Source organism: Mesorhizobium sp. M1169 (assembly GCF_040318345.1).
Classification (GTDB): Bacteria; Pseudomonadota; Alphaproteobacteria; order Rhizobiales; family Rhizobiaceae; genus Mesorhizobium.
The window spans coordinates 147,283-169,657 of sequence record NZ_JAMYME010000006.1 but is presented as its reverse complement, the minus strand read 5'-3'; the positions used below and the strand labels follow the sequence as shown (position 1 = coordinate 169,657).

Sequence of the window (22,375 nt, the reverse complement as noted above, 5' to 3'; positions counted from 1 at the left end):
AGACCAAGAAAATAAGGAGGCTCCATGGCCGACGAAGCGCTTGTCGTTATCGACCTGCAGAACGATTTCTGCCCGGGTGGCGCCCTTGAAGTGGCCGGTGGCGACGAAATCGTGCCGTTGGTCAATGACCTAATCCGGCGGACCGAGCACGTCCTGCTGACGCAGGACTGGCACCCTGCCGGCCATTCGAGCTTTGCCTCCAGCCACCCCGGCAAGCACCCGTTCGAAACGATCGACGTGCCTTATGGCCACCAGACGCTGTGGCCGGATCACTGCATCCAGGGCAGCCTGGGATCGGATTTCCATTCGGGCCTCGCCTGGAGCAAGGCCGAGTTGGTGATCCGCAAGGGGTTCCGTCCTGCGATCGACAGCTATTCCGCATTCTTCGAGAACGACCGGACGACGCCGACCGGCCTTGCCGGCTATCTCCGGGATCGGAACATCGAGACGCTGACCCTGGTCGGCCTGGCGACGGATTTCTGCGTCGCCTTTTCGGCGCTCGACGCGGTCAAGCTCGGTTTTGAGACGTCCGTGCGGCTCGACGCCTGCCGCGGCATCGATCTCAACGGCTCCGTGGAGAGGATGCTGGGCCGGATGCGCGATGCCGGCGTGACACTGATTTGAACGTCATCCAGCCGAACCTGACAGACTTTTGAGGGGCTTCATGCGGTTTGCGGCGTTGACGGCAAGTGCTGCACTTATTGCAGCAATCTTTTCTCCGAATGCGGTTCTCGCGGCCGAAGCGCACGAATTGCCGGGCGCCGCCATGTCGCTTTGGTGGGTGCTGCCGTTTGCCGGGCTATTGCTTTGCATCGCGACCGGCCCGCTGCTGTTCCATCATGCTTGGGAGCACCATTACGGCAAGATCGCTGCCTTCTGGGCAGCGTTGGTGATCGGGCCGCTGGCCATCGCCTTCGGCATCCCGTCCGCCACGCAGGCAGTGCTGCATGCGCTGCTCACCGAATACATGTCGTTCATCATCCTGCTGTTTGCGCTGTTCACCATTTCGGGCGGTATCTTCGTTGCCGGCAACATACACGGCACGCCGCTGGTCAATGCCGGGCTGTTGCTGGGAGGGGCGCTGCTTGCCTCGATCATTGGCACAACCGGCGCCTCGATGATCCTGATCCGGCCGCTCATCCGCGCCAACGACAACCGGCGCTTCAACGCCCATGTCGTCATCTTTTTCATCTTCCTGGTGTCCAACATCGGCGGGTCGCTAACGCCGCTGGGCGATCCGCCGCTGTTCGTCGGCTTTCTGCGCGGCGTCGATTTCTTCTGGACGACAGTTCACCTGCTGCCCGAGACGCTGTTCGTCGCCGGCGTGGTGCTGGCTGTTTTCCTGGCGATCGACATCATCATGCATCGCCGGGAGGAAGGCGCGCCGAAGATCAAGGATCCGACGCCCGACAGCAAGGTGCGCATTCGCGGCCTGGCCAACATCCCGCTGCTGGCCGGCGTAATCGCCGCGATCCTGATTTCCGCTGCCTGGAAGCCGGGAGTGAGTTTCTCATTTCAGGGTGTCAGCCTCGAGCTGCAGAATCTGGTGCGGGACGCCGCCATCCTGATACTGGCCTTCACTTCGCTTGTCGTCTCGCCGAAGGAGTTTCGCGGCGCAAACGCCTTCAACTGGGGGCCGATTGCCGAGGTGGCGAAGCTGTTCGCCAGCATCTTCATCTGCATCGTGCCGGTCGTCGCCATATTGCGGGCCGGGCTCGATGGCGCGCTGGCGCCGTTGGTACTGCTGGTCAGTTCGCCGACCGGCGCGCCGGACAACCTTGCCTATTTCTGGCTGACCGGAGCGCTGTCGTCCTTCCTCGACAATGCGCCGACCTATCTGGTGTTCTTCGAGCTGGCTGGCGGCGATGCGCAGCATCTGATGACCGAGCTCGCCTCGACGCTGGCGGCGATCTCGGCAGGCGCGGTGTTCATGGGCGCCAACACCTATGTCGGCAATGCGCCGAATTTCATGGTCTATGCCATTGCCAGGCATCGCGGCATCAAGATGCCGAGCTTCTTTGGCTATATGGCATGGTCGGGCGCGGTACTGATCCCGACATTCCTGCTTGCCGGCTTGCTGTTCTTTGCCTGATCATCCGACGCCGACATAGCGACGGACCGCGGAGGGATCGGAACGCAGTTCCTCGACATCGACCGTCTCGCGGTTGCGGCCGTTTTCGATGAAACAAACGCGGTCTGCGACCGACAGCACGGCATCGACGCGCTGCTCGACAAGAATTGTCGACACGCCAAGCGCACGCAGCTTCGACACGGTTTCGCGGATCTTGGCGATCATCGACGGCATCAGCCCTTCGGTCGGCTCGTCGAGCAGGAGCACCTGCGGTTCCAGACACAGGGCGCGGGCCATGGCCAGCATCTGCTGCTCGCCGCCGGATAGCGTGCCCGAACGCTGCCTGAGGCGCTGGCGCAACAGCGGGAAGAGATCGAGCACGTTCTCGCGCGTCGCCTTGCCCTTGTTGCGGGCCATCAGGCCGATCTCGATGTTTTCCGCCACCGTCATCTCGGCGAACAGCCGCCGGCCCTGCGGCACGTAGGCGACGCCGGCCTTGGGCACCTCGTGCGCCGGCAAGCCGCTCAATTCCCGCCCTTCGAGCCGAATCGACCCGGAGCTTACCGGCACCAGGCCCATGATTGCCTTCAGCGTCGTCGTCTTGCCGGCGCCGTTGCGGCCGAACAGGCAGAGCACTTCGCCCTCGTTCAAGACAAGATCGAGACCATAGAGCACCTGGACCTCGCCATAGAAGCAGTCGACCCCGGAGATCGTCAGTGCCTTGGACTGGGCCTCAGCCATGGGTCGTCCCCAGATAGGCGTCCTGCACCGCGGCATTGGCGCGGATCTGCTCGGGCGTGCCTTCAGCCAAGATCCTGCCGGCGTTGAAGACGGTGATGCGGTCGGCGAGCCGCATGACCACCGGCATGTTGTGCTCGATCAAAAGCACGGTGGCGCTATCGGCGATCTCGCGCACCAGCTCGATGAAATTGTCGATCTCGCTGTCGGCAAGCCCTTGCGTCGGTTCGTCGAGGATCAGCAGCCGCGGCTTCAGTGCCAGTCCCATTGCCACTTCCAGCAACCGCTGGTGACCGTAGGACAATTGCCCGGCAGGCATTTGCGCCCGGTCGGCAAGGCCGGTGCGCTCGAGAGCCGCCATGACGCCGGTGTGAACCGCGCCCTTCGAGCGGCCGTCGGTCAGCGTGCGCTGCACCGGCAGGGCAACATTGTCGTAGGCGCTGAGATTGGCAAAGACGCTGGTGATCTGGAACGTATAGGCGATGCCGAGGCGAACCCGGGCGTAGGCAGGCAGGCTGGTGATGTCGGCGCCGTCGAAGACGATCATGCCCGACGAGGGCTGGATGCGGCCGCTGACCAGGCTGACGAAGGTGGTCTTGCCGGCACCGTTGGGGCCGATAATGGCGCGAATCTCGCCCGGTATCAGCGCGAAGTCGACGCCGTCGACGGCACGCAAGCCGCCGAAACTGCGCGACAGGCCTTTGGTGGTGAGCAGCGGCATCATGGCAACCACCCGAGCCAGCGCTGGCGGATGCTGCCGAGAATGCCTCTCGGGAAGAACAGCACCAGCAGGATGAGCGCTATGCCGACGACCAGCAGATAGGCCGAGGTGTAGCCGCTGGCGACGTCGATGACATAATACATGAACAGCGTGCCGATCAGCGGACCGAGCGTGGTGGCGGCACCGCCCAGCAGCACCCAGAGCAGCGGCAGGATGGAGTATTGCACCGAGGCGAAGCTCGAGCCGACATAGCCGAACAGCAGCGCATAGGCCGCGCCGGAAGCCGCGCAGATGCTGCCGGAGATGACGACGGCGGCAAGCTTGCTGGAGAACGTGTCGTAGCCAAGCATCTTGGTCCGCTCCTCGTTCTCGCGGATGGCGACCAGCACGCGACCGTAGCCGGAGCGGACTATCGCCAGGCTTATGAGCAGCACGATCGAGAACAGTGCCAGCGCGCTCATATAGCGCACGGTCGGGTTGGTGAGGTCGAGTGACGTGCTGCCCAGGACAAGGACACGCATCGGCTGCGGCACGACCATGCCCTGGTCGCCACTGGTCCAGGCAGCGAAATAAAGAATGACGAGATAAAATACCTGAGCGAACATCATGGTGACGATCATGAAGGCGACGCCGGAGGTGCGCAGCGCCAGCAGCCCGATCACCAGCGAAAGCAGCGCGCCGCAGGCAAGCCCGGCTGCGAAGGCGGCCGGCACGCTCCAGCCGAGATGGATGACGGCAAGGCCGGCGCCATAGAGCCCGGCTGAAAAGAACATGGCATGGCCGAGGCTGAGCAGCCCGACATAGCCGAACAGCAGATTGTAGCCCATGGCGAAGACCGCCAGCACCATGATGCGGGCGAGCAGGCCGTGATGGTATTCCGGCAGGACGAAGCTAAGCCCGAAAAGCAGGGCGATGACGCCGAGGTGCAGCGCATATGGCTTTGCCGGCGAAGCATCCTTCATCGCGATGTCGTCCCGAATAGGCCCTGCGGCCGGAACACCAGCACCATGGCGACGAGCAAGGTGGCGATGATCTTGGCCAGCGTCGGTGAGAAGAACACCGAGATGATGCCGTCGGAAAGGCCGATCAGCACCGCGGCGACGACCGTGCCGCGCAGCGAGCCGAGGCCGCCGATGATGACGACGATGAACGACAGCAACAGCGGGTCCTGTCCCATCAGATAGTGGGCCTGGCTGATCGGCACGATCAGCACCGCGGCGACAGCAGCCAGCATGGCGCCGAGCGCGAAAACACCGGCATAGACTCTGGTCACCGGGATGCCGAAGGCCTGCGCCGTCTCGCTGTCATATTGCGTGGCGCGCATGACGAGGCCGATTTTCGTGCGCGTCAGCACCAGCCAGGTCGCGACCAGCAACAGCGCCGACGCGGCGATGATCGACAGCTTGTAGCCGGAATAGCCGAACCACGGCAGGAGGATGCGGTAGCTGAACGGCGGCTCCACCGGCCGCGCCTCCGGGCCGTAGAAGGTCAGTGCCAGTTGCTGGATGATGTAGAGCATGCCGATGGTGGCGACGATGGTGGCTTCCGGATTGTAGTTGAGCCGGCGCAGCACCAGCCGTTCGGCGAGCAGCGCGATCAGGCCGACGATCAGCGGCGCCAGCACCAGGGCGGCCAGGAAGCCGAGCGCCGGATGGCCGGATATCGCCGTTGAGATCGCCCAGGCAAGCACCGCGCCCAGCATGAAGAACTCGCCATGCGCGACATTGACGACGCGCATGACGCCGAACACCAGCGACAGCCCAAGCGCCGTCAGCGCCAGCACGGCGGAGGTGACGAGGCCTTCGAGGGCGGCGAGGAGCAGGTGAGGTCCGAAGTGCATCGCCTAAGCACCGGCGGATGCGCGAAGCACCCCCCTCTGGCCAGAGGGGGGTATCTTGGCGCTCACGCTTGCTGCAGCAGCCAAGCTCACAGCGTCTGCGTCGTGTAATCCCCCTCAGGCTCGTAGAGGCCGTCCTCGATCTTGGTCTTGTGGACGACATTCAGCCGGCCGCCTTCGGCCTTGGAGATGTTCTGGATGCCAAAGCACTGGTGGATCTTGCCGTTGAAGGTTTTCGGCCCCTGCGGATGCTCCGGCCCCTCGGCGAACTCGGTCAACGCCTCGGTCGCCTCGACCAGCTTGGCGCGGTCTTCCGGGCCCTTGTAGCCGGCATCCTCCATCGCCTTCTTGACGACGTAGAGCGTTTCCCAGCAGCCGAACATATGCGCGGCGGTGGAGACGTCCTTGGGGTCGCCGACGGCGGCACCATTGTCGTCGATGCCGACGGCGGCGCGGTAGGCTTTCTGCGCAGGGGAGTCATCGGGCTGCGCATAACGCGGCGAGCCTTCCCAGAAATGGCTGCCGTCGAGGAATTCGAGGCCGGGGCTGTTGATGTCGGTGGCTTCGAGCGAATCGATGAAGCCGAACAATTGCGGCCGATTGGAGCCGTAGAACTCGCCGAGCTCCTTGACGAAGGTGAGCACCGCCGGGCCGACCATGACGTGGTAGATCACCTCGGTCTCTGCGGGGATCTGCGGGAAATATTTGGTGAAGGAGGATTCCGTCGGCGGAATCGCGATCTGCGCAATGACCTCGGCGCCTTGCGCCTTCAGGGCCGGCGGCAGGTAGTCGCGATGGTCGTAGCCGAAAGCGAAATCGGGGAAGATCTGCGTCACCTTCTTGCCGGCATTGGCGGCAATCCACGGCGCCATCGACTGGATCTGGCTCTTCACATCGGTGATGCCGGGCTGGAAGACGTAGCGGTTCAACTTGGTCGAGGCGACGTGGTGGCCTTCGCTGACAACGAAATAGGGCATCTTGGCCTCGCCGGCGGCCGGCGCCGAGCCGATGACGACATGCGAAAACAGCGTGCCGTAGACGATATCGGTCTTGTGCTGAGAGGCGAACTTGCCGACGACTTCGGCGCCCCGGCCGGGATCGGTGCCGTCATCCTCGATGATCACCTCGACGGGTCGGCCGTTGATGCCGCCGGCATCGTTGATCGCCTTGACGGCAGCCGCTGTGGTCTTCTCGTACCAGCGGCCATAGGCGGCGCCGATGCCGGTGCGGTGCGACTGGAAGCCGATCTTGATCGGCGCCGAGTTCTGCGCCTGGCTGTAACGCACGAAACCCGGCGCGACGGCAAGACCGGCGCCGGCGGCAAGGCCCTTCAGCGCCGTGCGGCGGGTGAGAGCGGATCTGGAGAGATCGAAAAACCCATTCTTGTCAGTCACGGCAGTTCCCCTTGTTTTTGAGCTTTGACCAATGGCTGTAGCAGGCAGGCCACTCTTGTTAAGAGGGGCGAAAATTGCATGTGTACAAACTAAATCACCAAAGCTCTGACGTGGCAAGCGAGCTTTCCCCAAGGTTCGATTGACGGCCATCGCACACCTCGTTCATCCGGCGCTCGGCGTCGCAAGCAGCCATAGGCCGAGGACGGTGTAGGCGATCATCAGCACGGTGAGCGGGAACTGGCTGAGCGCGGCGCGAGCCGGAATGGCGTGCAGCCGCCAGGCCAAGCCATGGGCGACAAGCACAGCAAGCATGTGGCCGCCAATGATGACGCCGGCCTGGAGGTTCCACAGCCACCACGCCGAGCCGGCGCCGGCGACAACGCCGGCTTCAATTGACATGTCTGCGGTACCGAACAGGTTCCAGCCAAACGCAAACGGGTCGGAGAGAGCGGCAATTGCATATTGGCCGTCGACCAGCAGCGCCGTCAGATAATGCGCGAAGTGGTAGGCGAGCGCGATCGGTACGATCGACCAGGCCAAAAGCCCGGCGGCGTGACCGAGCGAATGGTTGCTGCCGGCAAGGTGCTGGCCAAGAAAGACGGCTAGCGCGAACACGGCCGCAAGCACGGCAAAGCTCAGCACAAGACCGAAACTGCCGATGCCGATCAAAGCGGTGCGTCCAGGAAACTCCAGCGGATTGATGCCGAACCAGCCTAGCCAGAAGAAGGTTTTCGACAGGCCGTCGAAGGACACAGACGACAGCGCAAGCAGCAGGAAAGCGACGCCGCTGAGCGGTAGCGGCGCGCCACCGAGCAGCTTGGCACCCGGCCAGCAGAGTTTGAGCCGGCCGTCTTCGTTGCGCTCGATGATGGCGAAGTGCGCTACCATGGAAAAGAACACCGTCAGGAACTCACCGCGCAGGCTCCAGTCGCGGTATCCGACGACCTGCATAGCGGCAAAGGTCAGCAGCCAATAGGCGCCGGCGGCCCAGGCCAGCCGCGCCGGATCGTCTGGCGCAGGGTCAATCAGCTCGAACCAGGCGAAGGCGAAGAACAGCAGGAAAGCCGGCCAATAGCCGAGCCGTTGGGGGAGCAGATTCGGCTGCGTTCTGCCGGACAGGCGCGAGGCGACGCGGCATGGCCCGTACCAGGGGTTGAGCCACGACCAGAGATCGCCGGCGAGCCCCTGCAACAGAGCCAGGCCAACCCAGAGCAGCGTCCACACGGTCAGCGGCAGCGGATTGGAAAGCGGATCGCGGCTGCCGAACAGGCCGGCGGCAATCAGAATTGCAAAGCCGACAAAGGATACCAGGCTGACGGCAGTCCGCGCGCCGTCGCCGAAGGTAAAAAGCGGCAGGCGTTTGCGCCAGAAGCGGTCGAGGGAGTCCGGCGGCAGTAGAGCCAGGACAAGGAAGCTGGCGGCAACCGCGAGCGCGCCACCGACGACGTAGTAGCCGGTGGGAAGCAGCAGGACATGGCCGCGGTCGGAGGCGTGGGCGAAGGCGGGCGTGGATGGGAATGCCAAGGAAGCGACGAGGCCGGGAAAGGGCCTGATTGCCGAAATGCAGCGCTCTACAGCGCCCCCCTCTGTCCTGCCGGACATCTCAAGCGGGGAGATCGGCGGTTCCGCCGTCGGCTCTCCTTCTGCAACTTCAGCAATTGGCGAAAGCAGCAATGAGGGCGCAATCTCCCCCCTCGCGGGGAAGATGTCCGGCAGGACAGAGGGGGGCGCGAAGGAACTCATACTACGCAAGAGTTCCCCTACTTCACACCTTCACCAACTGCTCCACGCGGTCCTTCTGGCCGAAGATGCGCAAATAGCGCTCGATCTCTTTCTCGTCGCCTGTCGACTTGGCCGGATTGTCGGAAAGCTTGATCGCCGGCCTGCCGTTGGCTTCGGTGACCTTGCAGACCAGCGAGATGGCGTCTAGCCGGTTGGTCTCGGTCGGCGCGCAGCCCTCGAAATCGTTGGTCAGGTTGGTGCCCCAGCCGAAGGACATGCGCACCTTGCCGCGGAAATGGCGATAGGTTTCCTCGATGGTCTCGACCTCCAGCCCATCCGAGAAGATGAGCAGCTTCTGCTTGGGGTCCTTGCCCTTTTCGCGCCACCAGGAAATGATTTTCTCGCCGCCTTCGATCGGCGGCGCGCTGTCGGGGCGGAAGCCGGTCCAGTCGGCGACCCAGTCCGGTGCATCGCGCAGGAACGCCGCGGTGCCGAAGGTGTCCGGCAGTACGATCAGCAGGTTGCCGCCGTAGTAGCGCTGCCAGTCCTGCAGCACGTTGTAGGGCGACCGTTTCAATTCCTTTTCCGAATTGGTGAGCGCGGCGAACACCATCGGCAGCTCATGCGCGTTGGTGCCGAGCGCCTCGAGATCGTTGTCCATGGCGAGCAGCACGTTGGAGGTGCCAGTGAAGGCCTCGCCGATGCCCTCCTTCAACGCTTCGACGCACCAGCGCTGCCACAGGAAAGAATGACGGCGGCGGGTGCCGAAATCCGAGATGCGGATGCCGGGCAGCGCCTTCAGCCGCTCGGTCTTGGCCCACATCTTGGCCTTGGCGCGGGCATAGAGCACGTCGAGCGCGAACGGCCCGAACGCCCGCATGGCCGCGCGAGATCGAAGTTCATTGATAATTGCCAGCGCCGGGATCTCCCACAGCGTCGTGTACATCCACGGACCGCTGAAGGCGAGTTCGTATTGGCCGTCGCGCTTGGAAAGCTCGTATTCGGGCAGCCGGAAATTTTCCAGCCAGGCGAGGAATTCCGGTTCGAATATCTGCTTGCGGCCATAGAAGGTGTTGCCGCCGAGCCAGATCATCTCTTTCTTAGAGAAGCGCAAGGTGCGGGCATGGTCGAGCTGCTCGCGCAGCTCCGTCTCATCGATCTCCTCGGCAAGGCGGACCGAGGTGGTGCGGTTGATCAGCGAGAAGGTGGCGTCGACCTTGGGATACATGCCCCAGATCATCTGCAGCATCAGAAGCTTGTAGAAATCGGTGTCGAGCAAGCTGCGGACGATCGGGTCGAGCTTCCAGGTGTGATTGTAGACGCGCCGCGCTATATCGGTCTTTGCCATCGCTCAATGCGCCTTCGCTGCTCGCTCTAGCTTTTGTCTAGCGCAATTCCGGACGGAAAACCGCTGCGCACTTTTCCCGGAATTGCTCCAAATGCCTCTTAGCATCGAATTTTTGAACGCGCCTCCCGCTTTGCGGGCTGGCCCGACAAAAAGAAGCCCCTGCTGCAAGCGGCGCCTACGGCAGTTTCGGCCTCAGGATGCGGTCTTGGCGCCGACCACCTTGAGCGCCGGACGCTTGCGGCGAATGCCGATGCGGCCTGCCACCGGTGCGTCAGCGCGGCGGTCGGCCTGTTCTTTCTCGGCAAACAGCCAGTCGATGAACAATTGCACGATCGGCGCCGACCGCATCTCGTTGCGGCAGACGACGTAGAAATCGTCGACGGCCGGCACGGAAAGACTGAACGGGGCGACAAGCAGGCCCCTGGCGAGCAGTCCGCTTGCCGTCACCGTATCGCCGAGCGCCACGCCATGGCCGTGAACCGCGGCCTCGGTCGCCATCCGCGCATCGCCGAGATGATGGCGACGGCCGCGCTCGAGGTCCAGCGCGTCGGCGGCGGCCAGCCAGGTATGCCATTCGCGGCCGTCGTCGCCATGCAGGAAGACGTGATCGGCGAGGTCGCGGACGGTGCGGATCGGGCGGTTGTTGATCAGCGTCGGGCTGACCACCGGGAACAGTTCGAGGCCCGACCATTTGCGCATCCAGCAGTCGGTCCAGCTGCCGTCACCATAGTGCACGCAGACATCGATGTGCGGTGCGCGGACGTCCTTGGCATCATTGGATGGGATCAGCGTCAGCCTGATATCCGGATATTGCGAGGTGAAGCTGCCCAGCCGCGGGATCATCCACAGCAACAGTAGCGCCGGCACGCAGGATACAGAGAGAACGCCGGTGCTGGCCGGTCTCGTCATGCGCTGCGTGGCGGCGGCAATGCCGTCGAAGGCGGTCGACACCGCCGGCAGCAGCTCGGCGCCGTGCGGCGTCAGCTTCACCCGCTGACCGGCACGCTCGAACAGCTTGACACCCAACGATTGCTCGAGCGCCTTGATCTGATGGCTGATGGCGCCGTGGGTGACGTTGAGCTCAGCCGCCGCCTTGCTCAGCGAGGCGTGGCGCGCCGTCGCCTCGAAGGCGCGCAGCGGGTTGAGCGGTGGCAAACGCTTGGCCATTTGGACCCTAGGCTCTGTGAGATTTTCTCACAGATAACACGCTAACAATATCAATTGATTTTTCAATGCAGCTACGGGACACTTTGCCCAGGCATTGCATCAAGACGTGAAATCTGCAGGCAGCCGGCGGCTGCGGCTATCGAGGCCGCCGCCCGCGCGCCGCACCAGCCATGGAGGACCGACATGGGTTACGACCGCGGCAAGCTCGAAGCGTTGCGCCGCAAATACGGCGAGAGCCATGGCGGCGAAATGTTCGACCCGAAATTCCAGCGTGTCGCCGACAAGATCTTCTCCAAGACCGGCACGCGACTGGCGCCCTATTCCGGCATCCCGACCTTCCTCGCGGCGCCCTATCGTGAAATCGCCGCCGACAATCCGGATTTCGGCGATCTGCAGGTGGCGATGATCGGTGTGCCGATGGATCTGGGCGTCACCAACCGGCCGGGCGCCCGTTTCGGGCCAAGGGCGTTGCGCGCCATCGAGCGCATCGGCCCCTACAATCATGTGCTGGAATGCGCACCGACGCATGAGCTGAAGGTCGCCGACATCGGCGACGTGCCGTTCCACAGCCGCTACCGGCTGGAGACCAGCCATGACGACATCGAACGCCGCACCAACCAGATCGTCGACGCCGGCGTCCTGCCCTTGTCTGTCGGCGGCGACCATTCGATCAGCCACCCGATCCTGAAGGCGGTCGGCAAGAAGGCGCCGGTGGGCATGATCCATATCGACGCTCATTGCGATACCAGCGGCCTGTTCGACATGACCAAGTTCCACCATGGCGGGCCGTTCCGCAACGCGGTGCTGGACGGCGTGCTCGACCCGAGCCGCACCATCCAGATCGGCATTCGCGGCTCGGCCGAATATCTGTGGGAGTTCACCTATGAGTCCGGCATGACCGTCGTGCATGCCGAAGAGGTGACCGGCCTCGGCATTCCCGCCATTATCGAGAAGGCGCGCAGGATAGTCGGCGACGGCCCGACCTATGTCTCCTTCGACATTGACAGCATCGATCCGGCCTTCGCGCCGGGCACCGGCACACCGGAAGTCGGCGGGCTGACGACGCGCGAAGTGCTCGAGCTGCTGCGCGGCCTGAAGGGACTCAACATCGTCGGCGGCGACGTGGTCGAGGTGGCACCGCAGTACGACGCGACCACCAACACGGCGCACGCCGGCGCGCAGGTGCTGTTCGAGATCCTCAGCCTGATGGTCTTCAGCCCGGCAATCACCGGCAAGGCGGGCTGACACGCTCGACCATGATCCCGAAAGTGGGAACCGGTTTTCGGAGAAGATCATGGTCCACCAGAGAATCCAAAGGCGACCGCCGCGCTGGAGCCGGCGGTTGCACTCAAACAAACAAGCTTCCAGCAGGGGAATGACAATGACACTTCACATGAAACTCAAATCGTCCATCGCCGCCGTGCTGATGCTCGGCGCGACCGGTTTTGCTTTCACCACGCAGGCCGTCAATGCCGACGCGATCGACGACATCGCCAAGGCCGGCGCGATCAATGTCGGCATCTTTTCCGACTTCCCGCCCTTCTCCTCGGCCAGCGCCGACATGAGCATCAAGGGCTACGACATCGACGTGGCGCAATCCATCGCCGACCAGCTCAAGGTCAAGCTCAATCTGGTCAGCGTGACCGGCCAGAACCGCATTCCGTACCTGACCGACAAGCGCGTCGACCTGCTGATGAGCGTCGGCTACTCCAAGGAGCGAGAGCAGGTAATCGATTTCGCCGCCGCCTACGCACCCTACTACATCGCCGTCATCGGCCCGGCAGCACTCTCGGTCAAAGGCAAGGAAGACCTTGCCGACAAGTCGATCGCCGTCAATCGCGGCACGCTGGAGGACACCTCGCTGACCGAGGCGGCACCCGCCTCGGCCGACATCCGCCGTTTCGACAACTATAATTCCGTCATCCAGGCTTTCATCTCGGGCCAGACCCAACTGATGGTGGTCGGCAACGATGTCGGCGCCCAGGTGCTCGCCCGGCAGGAGGAACTGAAGCCGGAGCAGAAATTCCAGCTTCTCACCTCGCCCTCGCATATCGGCCTCAACAAGAAGGAAGACCGCCTCAAGCAAGCGGTCAACGATGCGGTCGCCAAGATGCTGGCCGACGGCAAACTGGACGAAAGCTCGAAGGCCTGGCTGAAGACACCGCTCGATCCCGCCAATCTCAAGGATTGACGGCCAGTGAGCTATAGCCTCGACTTCGGCTGGCTTGCCGGGGCAACAGGGGCGATCGCGCGCGGCGCGGCCACGACGATCCTGCTGATCACTGTCACCACGCTGGCGGGAACGTTGCTCAGCATCCTCGGCGCGGCAGGGCGGCGGAACGGTCCGCTGCTGCTCAAGCGGGCGATCGGCGTCTATGTCGAGATGATCCGCAACACGCCGTTCCTGGTGCAGCTGTTCTTCATCTTCTTCGGGCTGCCCAGCATCGGCGTCAGGCTCGATCCGGTGCTGGCAGCCATGTTGGCGATGACGCTCAACATGGCCGCCTACACGATCGAGATCGTTGGCGCCGGGCTCGACGCGGTGCCGCCCGGGCAGACGGAAGCGGCACTGGCGCTTGGGCTCAGGCCGCGCCAGGTCTTCATCAAGATCGTGCTGCCGCAGGCGCTCAAGGTGATCTATCCGGCGCTGACCAGCCAGATCGTCATCATGATGCTGGAATCCGCCGTGGTATCGCAGATCGCCGTTCGCGAGCTGACCTATGAAGCCGACATGCTGCAGGCGCGCACGTTCCGGGCTTTCGAGACCTATTTCGTGGTGACGATGGTCTACCTCGCCCTGTCGATTGGGCTGCGCCGGCTGCTGGTCGGCGGCGGCCGCCGGCTTCTCGGAGCCGGCGTGTCATGATCGAATTCACCTTCTGGGACATTCTGCGCAACCTGCTGCTGGCGGCGCGCTGGACGGTGCTGTTGTCGCTGGCCGCGTTTGTCGGCGGGGCCGTGGTCGGCATGATCGTGCTGTTCTTCCGGATCGCCAAGAATAAATGGGCGCGCCGGTTTGCCTCCGGCTACATCGCGCTTTTCCAGGGCACGCCGCTGCTGATGCAGCTCTTCCTGATGTTCTTCGGCTTGCCGATGCTGGGCCTGCGCATCGAGCCGTGGACCGCGGCGGTGCTTGGCCTGACCTTCTTCGCCAGCGCCTATCTCGCCGAGATCTGGCGCGGCGGCGTCGATGCGCTGCCGCGCGGCCAATGGGACGCCGGCGCCAGCCTCGGCCTGCACTATCTGCATGAACTCCGGCTGATCATCCTGCCGCAGGCGTTTTCGATCACCCGCGCACCGACCGTCGGCTTCCTGGTGCAGCTGATCAAGTCGACCGCGCTGACCTCGATCATCGGTTTCGAGGAGCTGGTGAGGACATCCAACGCGATCAACAATGCGACCTTCGAACCGTTCAAAGTCTATGGGCTGGTAGCGCTGATCTTCTTCGTCATGTGCTTTCCGCTGACGCAATACGCACGTTCGCTCGAGCAACGGGCGGCGGCCCGCTGAGCGGGCGACCAGCAATTCAACGCCCGAATACCAGCGGCGGCGCGATCCTGTCACGCCGCAGCCAGCGCACCAGCAGGAGTGCCGCAACCACCGCCAGTCCCGACGACAGGCCGATCCAGATGCCGACGCCGTTGAAGCCAAAACGAAAGGCCAGCAGCACGCCGAGCGGCAGCCCGATGCCCCAATAGCCGATCGCGGCATAGATCATCGGCACCTTGGTGTCGTGCAGGCCGCGCAGCATGCCGCTGGCGACCGCCTGCGCACCGTCAAAAACCTGGAACAGCGCAGCAAAGGCGAGGAACGAGACGGCAAGCGCCACCACCTCGGCATTAGCCGGATTGCCCAGATCGATGAAGGCGCCGATCAAGAGATGCGGCCACAGGATCATCACCAGCCCCATCAGCGCCATGAAGGAGACACCGACGACATAGGCGGTCCAGCCAGCCCGGCTGACACCTTCCGGATTGCCGGCGCCGTGGGCAAGTCCGACGCGCACCGTCACCGCCTGGTTGAGGCCGAGCGGCACCATAAAGGTGACCGAGGCGATCTGGATGGCGATCGCATGGGCGGCAAGCGAAGCCGCATCGATCAGGCCCATGAGAAAGGCGGCCGCGTTGAAGATCGTCACCTCGAACGCCAGCAGGCCGGCGATCGGTAGGCCGAGCCGCAGCAGGCCCTTGAAGCGCGGCCAGTCGGCGCGCCAGAAGCGTCCGAACAGACGATAGCGCCGGAACTTCTTCTCAAGCATCACCACCATCGCCATGCCGGCGAACATCAGCGTGCTGGACAGAGTGGTGGCAAGGCCGGAGCCGGCGATGCCCATCGAAGGGATGCCGAGATTGCCGAACATGAACAGCCAGTTGAAGAAGGCATTGCAGGCGACGGCAACGAAAACGATGATCAGTGCCCAGCCCGGCCGCTCCAGCGCCGAAATGAACGAGCGCAGGACGATGTAGCCGAAAAAGGGCAGCACCGCCCATTCGAGCCAGCGCAGATAGATGCCGGCCTGGTGCGCCAACGCCGGTTCCTGACCCATGGCCAGCAACACGCTCTCGCCGTGCCAGAGAAGGGCCCATATCGGAATGCAAATGAGGATCGCCAGCCACAGACCCTGGCGCACGGTGCGGCGCAGGTCGCGCACCGAGTGCCGACGGCGGCCGAGCTCGGTCGCCATCATCGGCGAGGTCGCCAGCATCAGGCCGAGCCCGAAGATGAGCGGCATGAAGTAGAGGTTGGCACCAAGCGCACCACTGGCCAGCGTGTCCGGCCCCAGCCGTCCCATCATCATGACGTCGGTAGCGGTCATCGCGGTCTGGCCGAGATTGGTCAGCACCATCGGCCAGGCGAGCGCCAGCATCGCCCTGATTTCCCGACGCCAAAGGTTTTCCGGCGCGCGAGCGTCGGCTTCGATCGCAGACATTCTAGTTTTCCGCCTATCCGATTGCGGCACGTCGGCAAGAGCCGGAAGCCACGTCTCAGCGCGGAAACGGCCATGATCGGCCGGATTCCGCATTACGGCGAGTTTGTCTATGAAATAGGCACCGGTGGCAAGAGGCTGACTTGCGGAAGGGTTAAGCCAGTCAGCTCCATGCAGGCTGTTGGAGCGGCTATGGAAGCCGCTATGGTCACGGCAGATCCATTTGAAAGGCAGCCTGATGAGCACGTTTCCCGAAATCTATCTGGTTCGGCATGGCGAGACGGAATGGAGTGCGTCCGGAAAACATACCGGCCGAACCGACATACCGCTGACGCCGGCCGGCGAGGAAGCGGCAAGGCGGATCGCTGAGCGGCTCAAGGGCCTGTCCTTCTCGGCGGTGTGGTCGAGCCCGTCGCAGCGCGCCTTCAACACCTGTGCGCTGGCCGGCTTCGGCTCGTCAGGCGTGAAGAAGGACGATCTGGCGGAGTGGGATTATGGTGCCTATGAGGGATTGACCACCAAGCAAATCCTCGCCGAGCGCCCCGGCTGGCGTCTTTTTCGCGACGGCTGCCCGAGCGGCGAGTCCGCCACGGATGTCGGCTCGAGGGCGGACCGGATCGTCAGCCGGTTGCGCGAGGTCGGCAGCAATGTCCTGGTCTTCTCAAGCTCGCATTTCCTTAGAGTGCTGGCCGCACGCTGGCTCGGCCCGCCGCCGCAAGCCGGCGCGTTTTTCGTGCTGGATACCGCCAGCATAAGCGTGCTCGGTTATGAGCACGACCTTGACGAGCCGGTCATCCGGCGCTGGAACCAGAGATAGCAACCGATCCGATTTATCGGATCGCGTCCAGCGCCTGCCTTTGCCTGTGCATTTCGAGAAACACGCGGTAGTCGCGATCGAACCGGCCGGCGGCAGCCGGATTGGGCTCTCGCGTCCTGCCGCCCTGTTGCATGGCGACGCAGGCAGCGTTCAAATCGGGAAAAAGCCTGGCCGCGGTGGCGGCAATCATGCCGGTGCCGAGCAGCACCGCCTCGTCCGCCAGCGGCTCGACCACCGTGCAGCCGGTGGCATCGGCATAGAGCTCCATCAACAGCGGGTTCTTGGTGTGGCCGCCGGTGACGTGCAGCGTGTCGATCAGATAGCCGTTCTCGTTCAGCGCTTCCAGCACATGACGGACGCCAAGCGCGACGCTGACGGCGGTGCGCCAGTAGAGCTTGCACAGACTGTCGAAGGAGGCATCCAGCGTCAGCCCGCTGATGACGCCGACGGCATGCGGGTCGGCGAGCGGGGAGCGGTTGCCGTGAAAATCGGGCAGTACGTGCAGCCTTGCGGCGAGGTTGTCGCCCTCGGCGGCGCGCAGCTCGGCGACGCGGCGGGCAATTCTGGCATGCATGGCGGCATCCGGCTCGCCGCCAGCGCCATGCCAGCGGATGATGTGGTCGAGCAGCGCGCCGGTGGCCGACTGGCCACCTTCCGACAGCCACAGGCCGGGAAGGGCTGCGCCATAATATGGGCCCCAGACACCGGCGAAAGGCTGCGGATCGGTCGACATCGCCATGACGCAGCTCGACGTACCGGCAATCAGGGCCAGATGGCGACCGATGTTCGTTGCGTCACCGGCGAAACCGCCGAGCACGCCAAGCGCGCCGGCATAGGCATCGATGACGCCGGCGCCGACCCGGCATTTTTCGGTGAGGCCAAGCTCCGTCGCGGCTTGCGCGCCGAGCGGGCCGATATCGGCACCGACCGGGCTTGCCTTTTCCGGCAGGTTGCCGTGCTCAAAGATATCGCCGAGCCCGACGGCTTCGAAGAAGTCGCGCCGCCAGCCGGTCGCTTCATGGGCTAGATAGGTCCATTTGGCGGTCAGCGTGCATTGTGAACGGGAGAGCGAGCCGCTTGCCTTCCAGGTGAGGAAGTCGGTGAGGTCGAATAGATAGCCGGCTTCGTTCCATGTTCCGGGCAGGTTGCGCTTCAGCCACATCAGCTTCGGCGTCTCCATTTCCGGCGACATGACGCCGCCGATATAGTCGAGCACAGCGTGGCCGCTTTCAGTGCATTCGTCGGCCTCGGCAATTGCGCGGTGGTCGAGCCAGACAATGGTGTCCCAGCGCCTTTCACCAGTGACGGACACGCTGAGCTGGCCGCCATGCCGGTCTCGCACCACCAGCGAGCAGGTGGCATCAAAGGAGATGCCGACGATATCCTCGGCCCGCACGCCCGCCTTTTCGCGGGCAGCGCGGACGGCCATGCACACCGCCGACCATATATCCTGCGAATCGTGCTCGGCATGATCGGCCTTCGGCTGTTGCATGGCGATCGGGTGCTCGGCGCGGCCGAGCAAGGCGCCACCGGTGTCGAGAATGCCGGCACGAGCGCTTCCGGTGCCGACATCGACCGCGCAAACGAAACTGTTGGTCAAGGTGTTCTTGCTCTCGCTCCCAGGCCTGCAATCAGATCGGGCAATTGCAGCATGTCAGCGAATATAAAGTCCGGCTCACTCGACGCAAGCCGCGCTTTCAATGCCGGGTTGCCGGTGTGCGAGCCGCCGGTGAAGGCAAGGACGCGCATGCCGGCCGCCCGCGCCGCTTCGATGCCGGCCGGGCTGTCCTCGACGACGAGGCAGTTTCGCGGGGCCGCTCTCATTTTATCTGCTGCATGGAGAAAGAGATCGGGCGCCGGTTTGCCCCGCGCCACCATGGCGGCGCTGAACAAATGCGGCTCCAGCAGCCCAAGCAACCCGGTGACGTCGAGCGCATAGCGGATGCGTTCCAGGGTGCCGGAGGAGGCGACGCAGCACGGTACGCCGAGCCTCGGCAGGACCTGTGCGATACCTGGCATCGGTTTCAGCTCATCGCGGAATCTGCGCATCAGTTCGGAGCGCATCTCGGTCAGATGCTGCTCGGTGAGATCGAGCCCGAAGTCGCTTGCGAGGATTTCGCGGACGCTCTTCATGCTCTTGCCGAGGAAGTGCTCGTAGGCAATGTCCTCGCTGACGTTGCCACCGGCAAGCGCGATCATCTCCAGCAATGCCGAGACGGACAGCATCTCACTGTCCACCAGCACGCCGTCACAGTCGAAAATGACCAGTTCAGGCGTCATCGCGCTGGATCGGCTTCAGAGGTCGCCGGCGAGATAGCGCGTCAGTGTCGCGCGCGCGCCGTCCGCCCACAGCAGTCTCAGCGCTTGGCCGAAGGCTTCAGCGAACGGCGGCGAGCGGCCGACATCGCCATAGATGTCCTCCATGGCAAGCCAGGCGGCAGGCATGTCCCTGGCCGCCTTGGCCGTCGCCTGCAACCGGCCCCAGTTCGGGTCGTTGGGCTCGGTGACGGCACCGGAATCCGTCGTGCCGAAGCAGTAGCGACACCAGAGCGCCGATTCCAGCGCAAGGCCGGTGACACTTTTGCCAGCCTTCAGCCGGTCGGTGATGGTCGGGATGATGAATTTCGGCTGGCGGTTGGAGCCGTCGAGGCAAAGCCGGCGTATGGTGTCGCCGATCTTCGGATTGGAGAAGCGGTGCTCGATGAGCTGGTAGTAATCTTCGAGGTCGGTGTCCGGAACCGGCGGCACGGTCGGGATGATTTCGTCATGCTCGAGCTTGTCGAGGAAGCCGCGTACCAGCGGCTCCTGCATCGCCTCATGGACGAAATGGATGTCCATCAGCCCGGCCGGATAGGCGATGGTCGCATGGCCGCCATTGAGGATGCGGATCTTCATCAGCTCATAGGGCGCGACGTCGCTGACGAACTGCACGCCGACCTTTTCCAGCGGCGGGCGGCCGTCGGTGAAACGGTCCTCCAGCACCCATTGCTTGAACGGTTCGCAAAACACCGGCCAATTGTCGTCGAGGCCGAACTCGCTGGAGAGAATGCCGCGCTCGCGGTCGGTGGTGGCCGGCGTGATGCGGTCGACCATGCCATTGGGAAAGGCAACGTTCTCGCTCACCCAGTTTGCCAAACCTTCGTCGATCAGCCGCGCAAGGCCGATGACGCCATCTGAGGTGACGTGGCCGTTATGGGGGATGTTGTCGCAGGACATGATTGTGAAGGGCACGATACCGTCGGCGCGGCGGCGCAGCAGCCCGGCGAGGACGAGGCCGAAGACGGTCTTCGGCGTCGCCCCCGGCTCAGCGTCGGCAACGATGTCGGGATGTGTCGGATTGAAGACGCCGGATGCCGGATCGATGAAATAGCCGCCCTCGGTTATGGTCAGGGAGACGATCTTGATCGCCGGATCGGCAAGCCGTTCGACGATTGCGGCCGCATCGCCCGGCACCAGGAAGTCGATCATGACGCCGGTGACGCGCGCGCTCATATGGCCGCTGTCCTGCTCGACCACGGTGGTCAGCCAGTCCTGCTCCTGCAACTTGCCGCGGCCGACCTTCTCGCCTTCGAAGACGCCGGCGCCGACAATGGCCCAGTCGTGGCCGACACCCGAATTGAACAGGTCGTCGAGATAGACGGCCTGGTGCGAGCGATGGAAATTGCCGACGCCGAAATGCACGATGCCGGCCTTGAGCGCGGCGCGATCATATTTCGGGCCGGCGACCTTGGGCGGCAGCTTGGCGAGGATGGAAGAAGAGAGTTTCACGGTCATCTGCTTTTACCCTTTAGCGGGACGGCTCTTCCCCCCGCGGAGGAGACGGGGGGAAGAGCGCCTTCGCCCCCTCAACTCATCCACTGGCCGCCATCGACATTATAGGTCTGGGCAACGATGTACTCGGCCTCATCGCTGGCCAGGAACACCGCCATGCCGGTGAGGTCTTGCGCCGTGCCCATGCGGCCATAAGGCACGGCTTCGCCGACCAGCCTCTTCTTCTCGCCCCTCGGCCGGTTCTCGAACTTGGCGAACAAGGCATCGACATGGTCCCAATGCTCGCCGTCGACGACACCCGGGGCGATGGCATTGACGTTGATGCGGTGTTTGATCAGGTCGAGCCCTGCCGACTGGGTGAGTGAGATGATCGCCGCCTTGGTGGCGCAGTAGACGGCGACCAGCGCCTCGCCGCGGCGCCCGGCCTGGCTTGCCATGTTGATGATCTTGCCGCCCTTGCCCCGGGCAATCATCGAACGGGCGGCGGCCTGCAGCGTAAACAGCGTGCCGGCGACGTTGACCGAAAACAATTTGTCGTAGCTTGTCTTGGTGATCTCGACGATCGGCGCCAGGTCGAACAAAGCAGCGTTGTTGATCAAGATATCGAGGCCGCCGGCCCTGGCTTCGACCGCCTTGACGGCCTCATCGATAGACGCGAGATCGGTGACGTCGAGCTTTACCGCGTAGGCGTTGCGGCCGATTTCCGAAGCCGTCTTCTCGGCGGCTTCGAGATTGATGTCGCCAATCGCGACCGTCGCCCCTTCGCGCATGTAGGCTTCGGCAAACGCCCTGCCGATGCCGCGCGCCGATCCGGTAATCAGCGCCGATTTACCCCGGAGCCTCATTGCAGCATCGCCTTCCCATCGGCGCCGAAACGATGCAGCTTGGCCTTTTCCGGCGTCAGGTAGATTGTGTCGCCGTGATGGGCGGCCAACTCGCCGTCGGCACGCACCGTCAGCTGCCCGACACCATCCGCCTGGACGTGCAAAAACGTGTCGGAGCCGAGATGCTCGGCAACCCCGACCGTCGCCTTCCAGTCGCCGGACGTCTTCGAAATGTTCATATGCTCCGGGCGGATGCCGACTGTCTTGGCGCCATATTTGGCGGCCGGCGCGCCTTCGATCAGGTTCATCTTCGGCGAACCTATGAAGCCGGCGACGAACAGATTCTTCGGCGTCTTATAGAGCTCCATCGGCGAGCCGACCTGCTCGATATTGCCGGCATTGAGCACGACGATCTTGTCGGCCATGGTCATCGCCTCGATCTGGTCGTGGGTGACGTAGACCATGGTGGTCTTGAGCTGGTGATGCAGCTCGCTGATCTCCAGCCGCATGGTGCCGCGCAGCGCCGCGTCGAGATTGGACAAAGGCTCGTCGAACAGGAAGGCCGACGGCTGGCGCACGATGGCGCGGCCGATGGCGACGCGCTGCCGCTGGCCGCCGGAGAGCTGGCCGGGGCGGCGGTCGAGGTAGTTGGTGAGGTTCAGGATCCGCGCGGCGTCCTTCACCTTCTTGTCGATGGTCGCCTGGTCCTCGCCCGCCATCTTCAGCGGGAAGGCGATGTTCTTGGCCACCGTCATGTGCGGGTAGAGCGCATAGGACTGGAACACCATAGCCAGCTTGCGCTTGGCCGGCGCCTCGCCGGTGACGTCGCGACCATCGATGATGATGGTGCCGCCGCTGGTATCCTCGAGGCCGGCGATCAGACGCAACAGGGTGGATTTGCCGCAGCCCGACGGGCCGACGAAGACGACGAACTCTCCGTCCTCGATGACCAGATCGAGGCCGGGGATGATGGACGTCGCCCCGAAGGATTTGGAGACGTTCTTGAGCGTGATGTTTCCCATGGTTTCCTCCCCCGAA

21 protein-coding genes are annotated in these 22,375 nt (G+C 63.8%); 7 read left to right on the top strand and 14 right to left on the bottom strand.

What is annotated here, in order from left to right; translation table 11 throughout:
* Positions 1-24 precede the first annotated feature (24 nt).
* Together pncA and NKH41_RS08965 are read left to right on the top strand one after the other, a co-directional pair.
* The gene (gene pncA, locus NKH41_RS08970) at positions 25-624 is read left to right on the top strand and encodes a bifunctional nicotinamidase/pyrazinamidase (protein ID WP_023676971.1); all 600 of its coding nucleotides are present in this window, start codon (positions 25-27) and stop codon (positions 622-624) included.
* A gap of 40 nt (positions 625-664) precedes the next feature.
* The gene (locus tag NKH41_RS08965; RefSeq protein ID WP_352539931.1) at positions 665-2,092 is read left to right on the top strand and encodes a sodium:proton antiporter; all 1,428 of its coding nucleotides are present in this window, start codon (positions 665-667) and stop codon (positions 2,090-2,092) included.
* Here the strand turns inward: NKH41_RS08965 and NKH41_RS08960 are convergent, their stop codons facing one another.
* From NKH41_RS08960 to gcvA, 8 genes are all read right to left on the bottom strand, one after another.
* Positions 2,093-2,812 (bottom strand): ABC transporter ATP-binding protein, encoded by a 720-nt coding sequence (locus tag NKH41_RS08960; protein ID WP_352472376.1) that lies wholly within the window; start codon positions 2,810-2,812, stop codon positions 2,093-2,095.
* The gene (locus NKH41_RS08955; protein WP_352736693.1) at positions 2,805-3,533 is read right to left on the bottom strand and encodes an ABC transporter ATP-binding protein; all 729 of its coding nucleotides are present in this window, start codon (positions 3,531-3,533) and stop codon (positions 2,805-2,807) included. The genes NKH41_RS08960 and NKH41_RS08955 overlap by 8 nt, the downstream gene beginning before the upstream one ends.
* Positions 3,530-4,492, bottom strand: coding sequence for a branched-chain amino acid ABC transporter permease (locus NKH41_RS08950; protein ID WP_352769578.1), 963 nt, complete (start codon positions 4,490-4,492; stop codon positions 3,530-3,532). The genes NKH41_RS08955 and NKH41_RS08950 overlap by 4 nt, the downstream gene beginning before the upstream one ends.
* On the bottom strand, positions 4,489-5,370 hold the full coding sequence (locus NKH41_RS08945) for a branched-chain amino acid ABC transporter permease (RefSeq protein WP_352455934.1): 882 nt from the start codon (positions 5,368-5,370) through the stop codon (positions 4,489-4,491). Before NKH41_RS08945 ends, NKH41_RS08950 begins: the two co-directional genes overlap by 4 nt.
* An 86-nt stretch (positions 5,371-5,456) precedes the next feature.
* Positions 5,457-6,761, bottom strand: a complete 1,305-nt coding sequence (locus NKH41_RS08940) for an ABC transporter substrate-binding protein (RefSeq protein ID WP_352769575.1) — start codon at positions 6,759-6,761, stop codon at positions 5,457-5,459.
* A gap of 162 nt (positions 6,762-6,923) precedes the next feature.
* Positions 6,924-8,363 carry a hypothetical protein gene (locus NKH41_RS08935; RefSeq protein WP_352769572.1) on the bottom strand — a complete coding sequence of 480 codons (1,440 nt, stop codon included), beginning with the start codon at positions 8,361-8,363 and terminating at the stop codon, positions 6,924-6,926.
* 163 nt (positions 8,364-8,526) lie between these two features.
* Positions 8,527-9,831: a nicotinate phosphoribosyltransferase gene (pncB, locus tag NKH41_RS08930; protein ID WP_352932459.1), complete on the bottom strand. Its 1,305-nt coding sequence runs from the start codon at positions 9,829-9,831 to the stop codon at positions 8,527-8,529.
* A 192-nt stretch (positions 9,832-10,023) separates the two neighbouring features.
* Positions 10,024-10,998 (bottom strand): transcriptional regulator GcvA, encoded by a 975-nt coding sequence (gene gcvA, locus NKH41_RS08925; RefSeq protein WP_023676980.1) that lies wholly within the window; start codon positions 10,996-10,998, stop codon positions 10,024-10,026.
* A 183-nt stretch (positions 10,999-11,181) separates the two neighbouring features.
* Between gcvA and speB the strand changes: the two genes are divergently transcribed.
* The 4 genes from speB to NKH41_RS08905 all read left to right on the top strand — a co-directional run bounded on the left by speB (position 11,182) and on the right by NKH41_RS08905 (position 14,508).
* Positions 11,182-12,243, top strand: a complete 1,062-nt coding sequence (speB, locus tag NKH41_RS08920; protein WP_352769570.1) for an agmatinase — start codon at positions 11,182-11,184, stop codon at positions 12,241-12,243.
* A 136-nt stretch (positions 12,244-12,379) separates the two neighbouring features.
* Positions 12,380-13,189 (top strand): transporter substrate-binding domain-containing protein, encoded by an 810-nt coding sequence (locus NKH41_RS08915; protein WP_352472382.1) that lies wholly within the window; start codon positions 12,380-12,382, stop codon positions 13,187-13,189.
* A 6-nt stretch (positions 13,190-13,195) separates the two neighbouring features.
* Positions 13,196-13,864, top strand: coding sequence for an amino acid ABC transporter permease (locus NKH41_RS08910; protein WP_352769568.1), 669 nt, complete (start codon positions 13,196-13,198; stop codon positions 13,862-13,864).
* Positions 13,861-14,508, top strand: a complete 648-nt coding sequence (locus NKH41_RS08905; protein ID WP_352539924.1) for an amino acid ABC transporter permease — start codon at positions 13,861-13,863, stop codon at positions 14,506-14,508. The genes NKH41_RS08910 and NKH41_RS08905 overlap by 4 nt, the downstream gene beginning before the upstream one ends.
* Positions 14,509-14,524: 16 nt before the next feature.
* Here NKH41_RS08905 and NKH41_RS08900 read toward each other — a convergent pair whose 3' ends face one another.
* The gene (locus NKH41_RS08900; protein ID WP_352615069.1) at positions 14,525-15,928 is read right to left on the bottom strand and encodes an MATE family efflux transporter; all 1,404 of its coding nucleotides are present in this window, start codon (positions 15,926-15,928) and stop codon (positions 14,525-14,527) included.
* A 232-nt stretch (positions 15,929-16,160) separates the two neighbouring features.
* Between NKH41_RS08900 and NKH41_RS08895 the strand changes: the two genes are divergently transcribed.
* Positions 16,161-16,742, top strand: coding sequence for a histidine phosphatase family protein (locus NKH41_RS08895; RefSeq protein WP_352472398.1), 582 nt, complete (start codon positions 16,161-16,163; stop codon positions 16,740-16,742).
* A 13-nt stretch (positions 16,743-16,755) separates the two neighbouring features.
* Here NKH41_RS08895 and NKH41_RS08890 read toward each other — a convergent pair whose 3' ends face one another.
* The 5 genes from NKH41_RS08890 to NKH41_RS08870 form a co-directional block, all read right to left on the bottom strand.
* Positions 16,756-18,342, bottom strand: coding sequence for an FGGY-family carbohydrate kinase (locus NKH41_RS08890; RefSeq protein ID WP_352769565.1), 1,587 nt, complete (start codon positions 18,340-18,342; stop codon positions 16,756-16,758).
* Positions 18,339-19,022, bottom strand: a complete 684-nt coding sequence (locus tag NKH41_RS08885; protein WP_352539921.1) for an HAD family hydrolase — start codon at positions 19,020-19,022, stop codon at positions 18,339-18,341. Before NKH41_RS08885 ends, NKH41_RS08890 begins: the two co-directional genes overlap by 4 nt.
* A gap of 15 nt (positions 19,023-19,037) precedes the next feature.
* Complete coding sequence (locus NKH41_RS08880; RefSeq protein WP_352769422.1) at positions 19,038-20,516, bottom strand: mannitol dehydrogenase family protein; 1,479 nt, start codon at positions 20,514-20,516, stop codon at positions 19,038-19,040.
* 71 nt (positions 20,517-20,587) lie between these two features.
* Entirely contained in the window at positions 20,588-21,358 is a 771-nt protein-coding gene (locus NKH41_RS08875; protein WP_352769561.1) for an L-iditol 2-dehydrogenase, read from the bottom strand.
* Positions 21,355-22,359, bottom strand: coding sequence for an ABC transporter ATP-binding protein (locus tag NKH41_RS08870; protein ID WP_023676991.1), 1,005 nt, complete (start codon positions 22,357-22,359; stop codon positions 21,355-21,357). Before NKH41_RS08870 ends, NKH41_RS08875 begins: the two co-directional genes overlap by 4 nt.
* Positions 22,360-22,375 lie beyond the last annotated feature (16 nt).

What these genes read in the sequence shown, in the direction of transcription:
- pncA (WP_023676971.1), top strand. Translation starts at nt 25, where the DNA reads ATGGCCGACGAAGCGCTTGTCGTTATCGACCTGCAGAACGATTTCTGC.
- NKH41_RS08950 (WP_352769578.1), bottom strand. Translation starts at nt 4,492, where the DNA reads ATGAAGGATGCTTCGCCGGCAAAGCCATATGCGCTGCACCTCGGCGTC.
- NKH41_RS08915 (WP_352472382.1), top strand. Translation starts at nt 12,380, where the DNA reads ATGACACTTCACATGAAACTCAAATCGTCCATCGCCGCCGTGCTGATG.
- NKH41_RS08945 (WP_352455934.1), bottom strand. Translation starts at nt 5,370, where the DNA reads ATGCACTTCGGACCTCACCTGCTCCTCGCCGCCCTCGAAGGCCTCGTC.
- speB (WP_352769570.1), top strand. Translation starts at nt 11,182, where the DNA reads ATGGGTTACGACCGCGGCAAGCTCGAAGCGTTGCGCCGCAAATACGGC.
- NKH41_RS08900 (WP_352615069.1), bottom strand. Translation starts at nt 15,928, where the DNA reads ATGTCTGCGATCGAAGCCGACGCTCGCGCGCCGGAAAACCTTTGGCGT.
- NKH41_RS08905 (WP_352539924.1), top strand. Translation starts at nt 13,861, where the DNA reads ATGATCGAATTCACCTTCTGGGACATTCTGCGCAACCTGCTGCTGGCG.
- NKH41_RS08960 (WP_352472376.1), bottom strand. Translation starts at nt 2,812, where the DNA reads ATGGCTGAGGCCCAGTCCAAGGCACTGACGATCTCCGGGGTCGACTGC.
- NKH41_RS08870 (WP_023676991.1), bottom strand. Translation starts at nt 22,359, where the DNA reads ATGGGAAACATCACGCTCAAGAACGTCTCCAAATCCTTCGGGGCGACG.
- gcvA (WP_023676980.1), bottom strand. Translation starts at nt 10,998, where the DNA reads ATGGCCAAGCGTTTGCCACCGCTCAACCCGCTGCGCGCCTTCGAGGCG.
- NKH41_RS08935 (WP_352769572.1), bottom strand. Translation starts at nt 8,363, where the DNA reads ATGTCCGGCAGGACAGAGGGGGGCGCTGTAGAGCGCTGCATTTCGGCA.
- NKH41_RS08885 (WP_352539921.1), bottom strand. Translation starts at nt 19,022, where the DNA reads ATGACGCCTGAACTGGTCATTTTCGACTGTGACGGCGTGCTGGTGGAC.
- pncB (WP_352932459.1), bottom strand. Translation starts at nt 9,831, where the DNA reads ATGGCAAAGACCGATATAGCGCGGCGCGTCTACAATCACACCTGGAAG.
- NKH41_RS08875 (WP_352769561.1), bottom strand. Translation starts at nt 21,358, where the DNA reads ATGAGGCTCCGGGGTAAATCGGCGCTGATTACCGGATCGGCGCGCGGC.
- NKH41_RS08955 (WP_352736693.1), bottom strand. Translation starts at nt 3,533, where the DNA reads ATGATGCCGCTGCTCACCACCAAAGGCCTGTCGCGCAGTTTCGGCGGC.
- NKH41_RS08965 (WP_352539931.1), top strand. Translation starts at nt 665, where the DNA reads ATGCGGTTTGCGGCGTTGACGGCAAGTGCTGCACTTATTGCAGCAATC.
- NKH41_RS08880 (WP_352769422.1), bottom strand. Translation starts at nt 20,516, where the DNA reads ATGACCGTGAAACTCTCTTCTTCCATCCTCGCCAAGCTGCCGCCCAAG.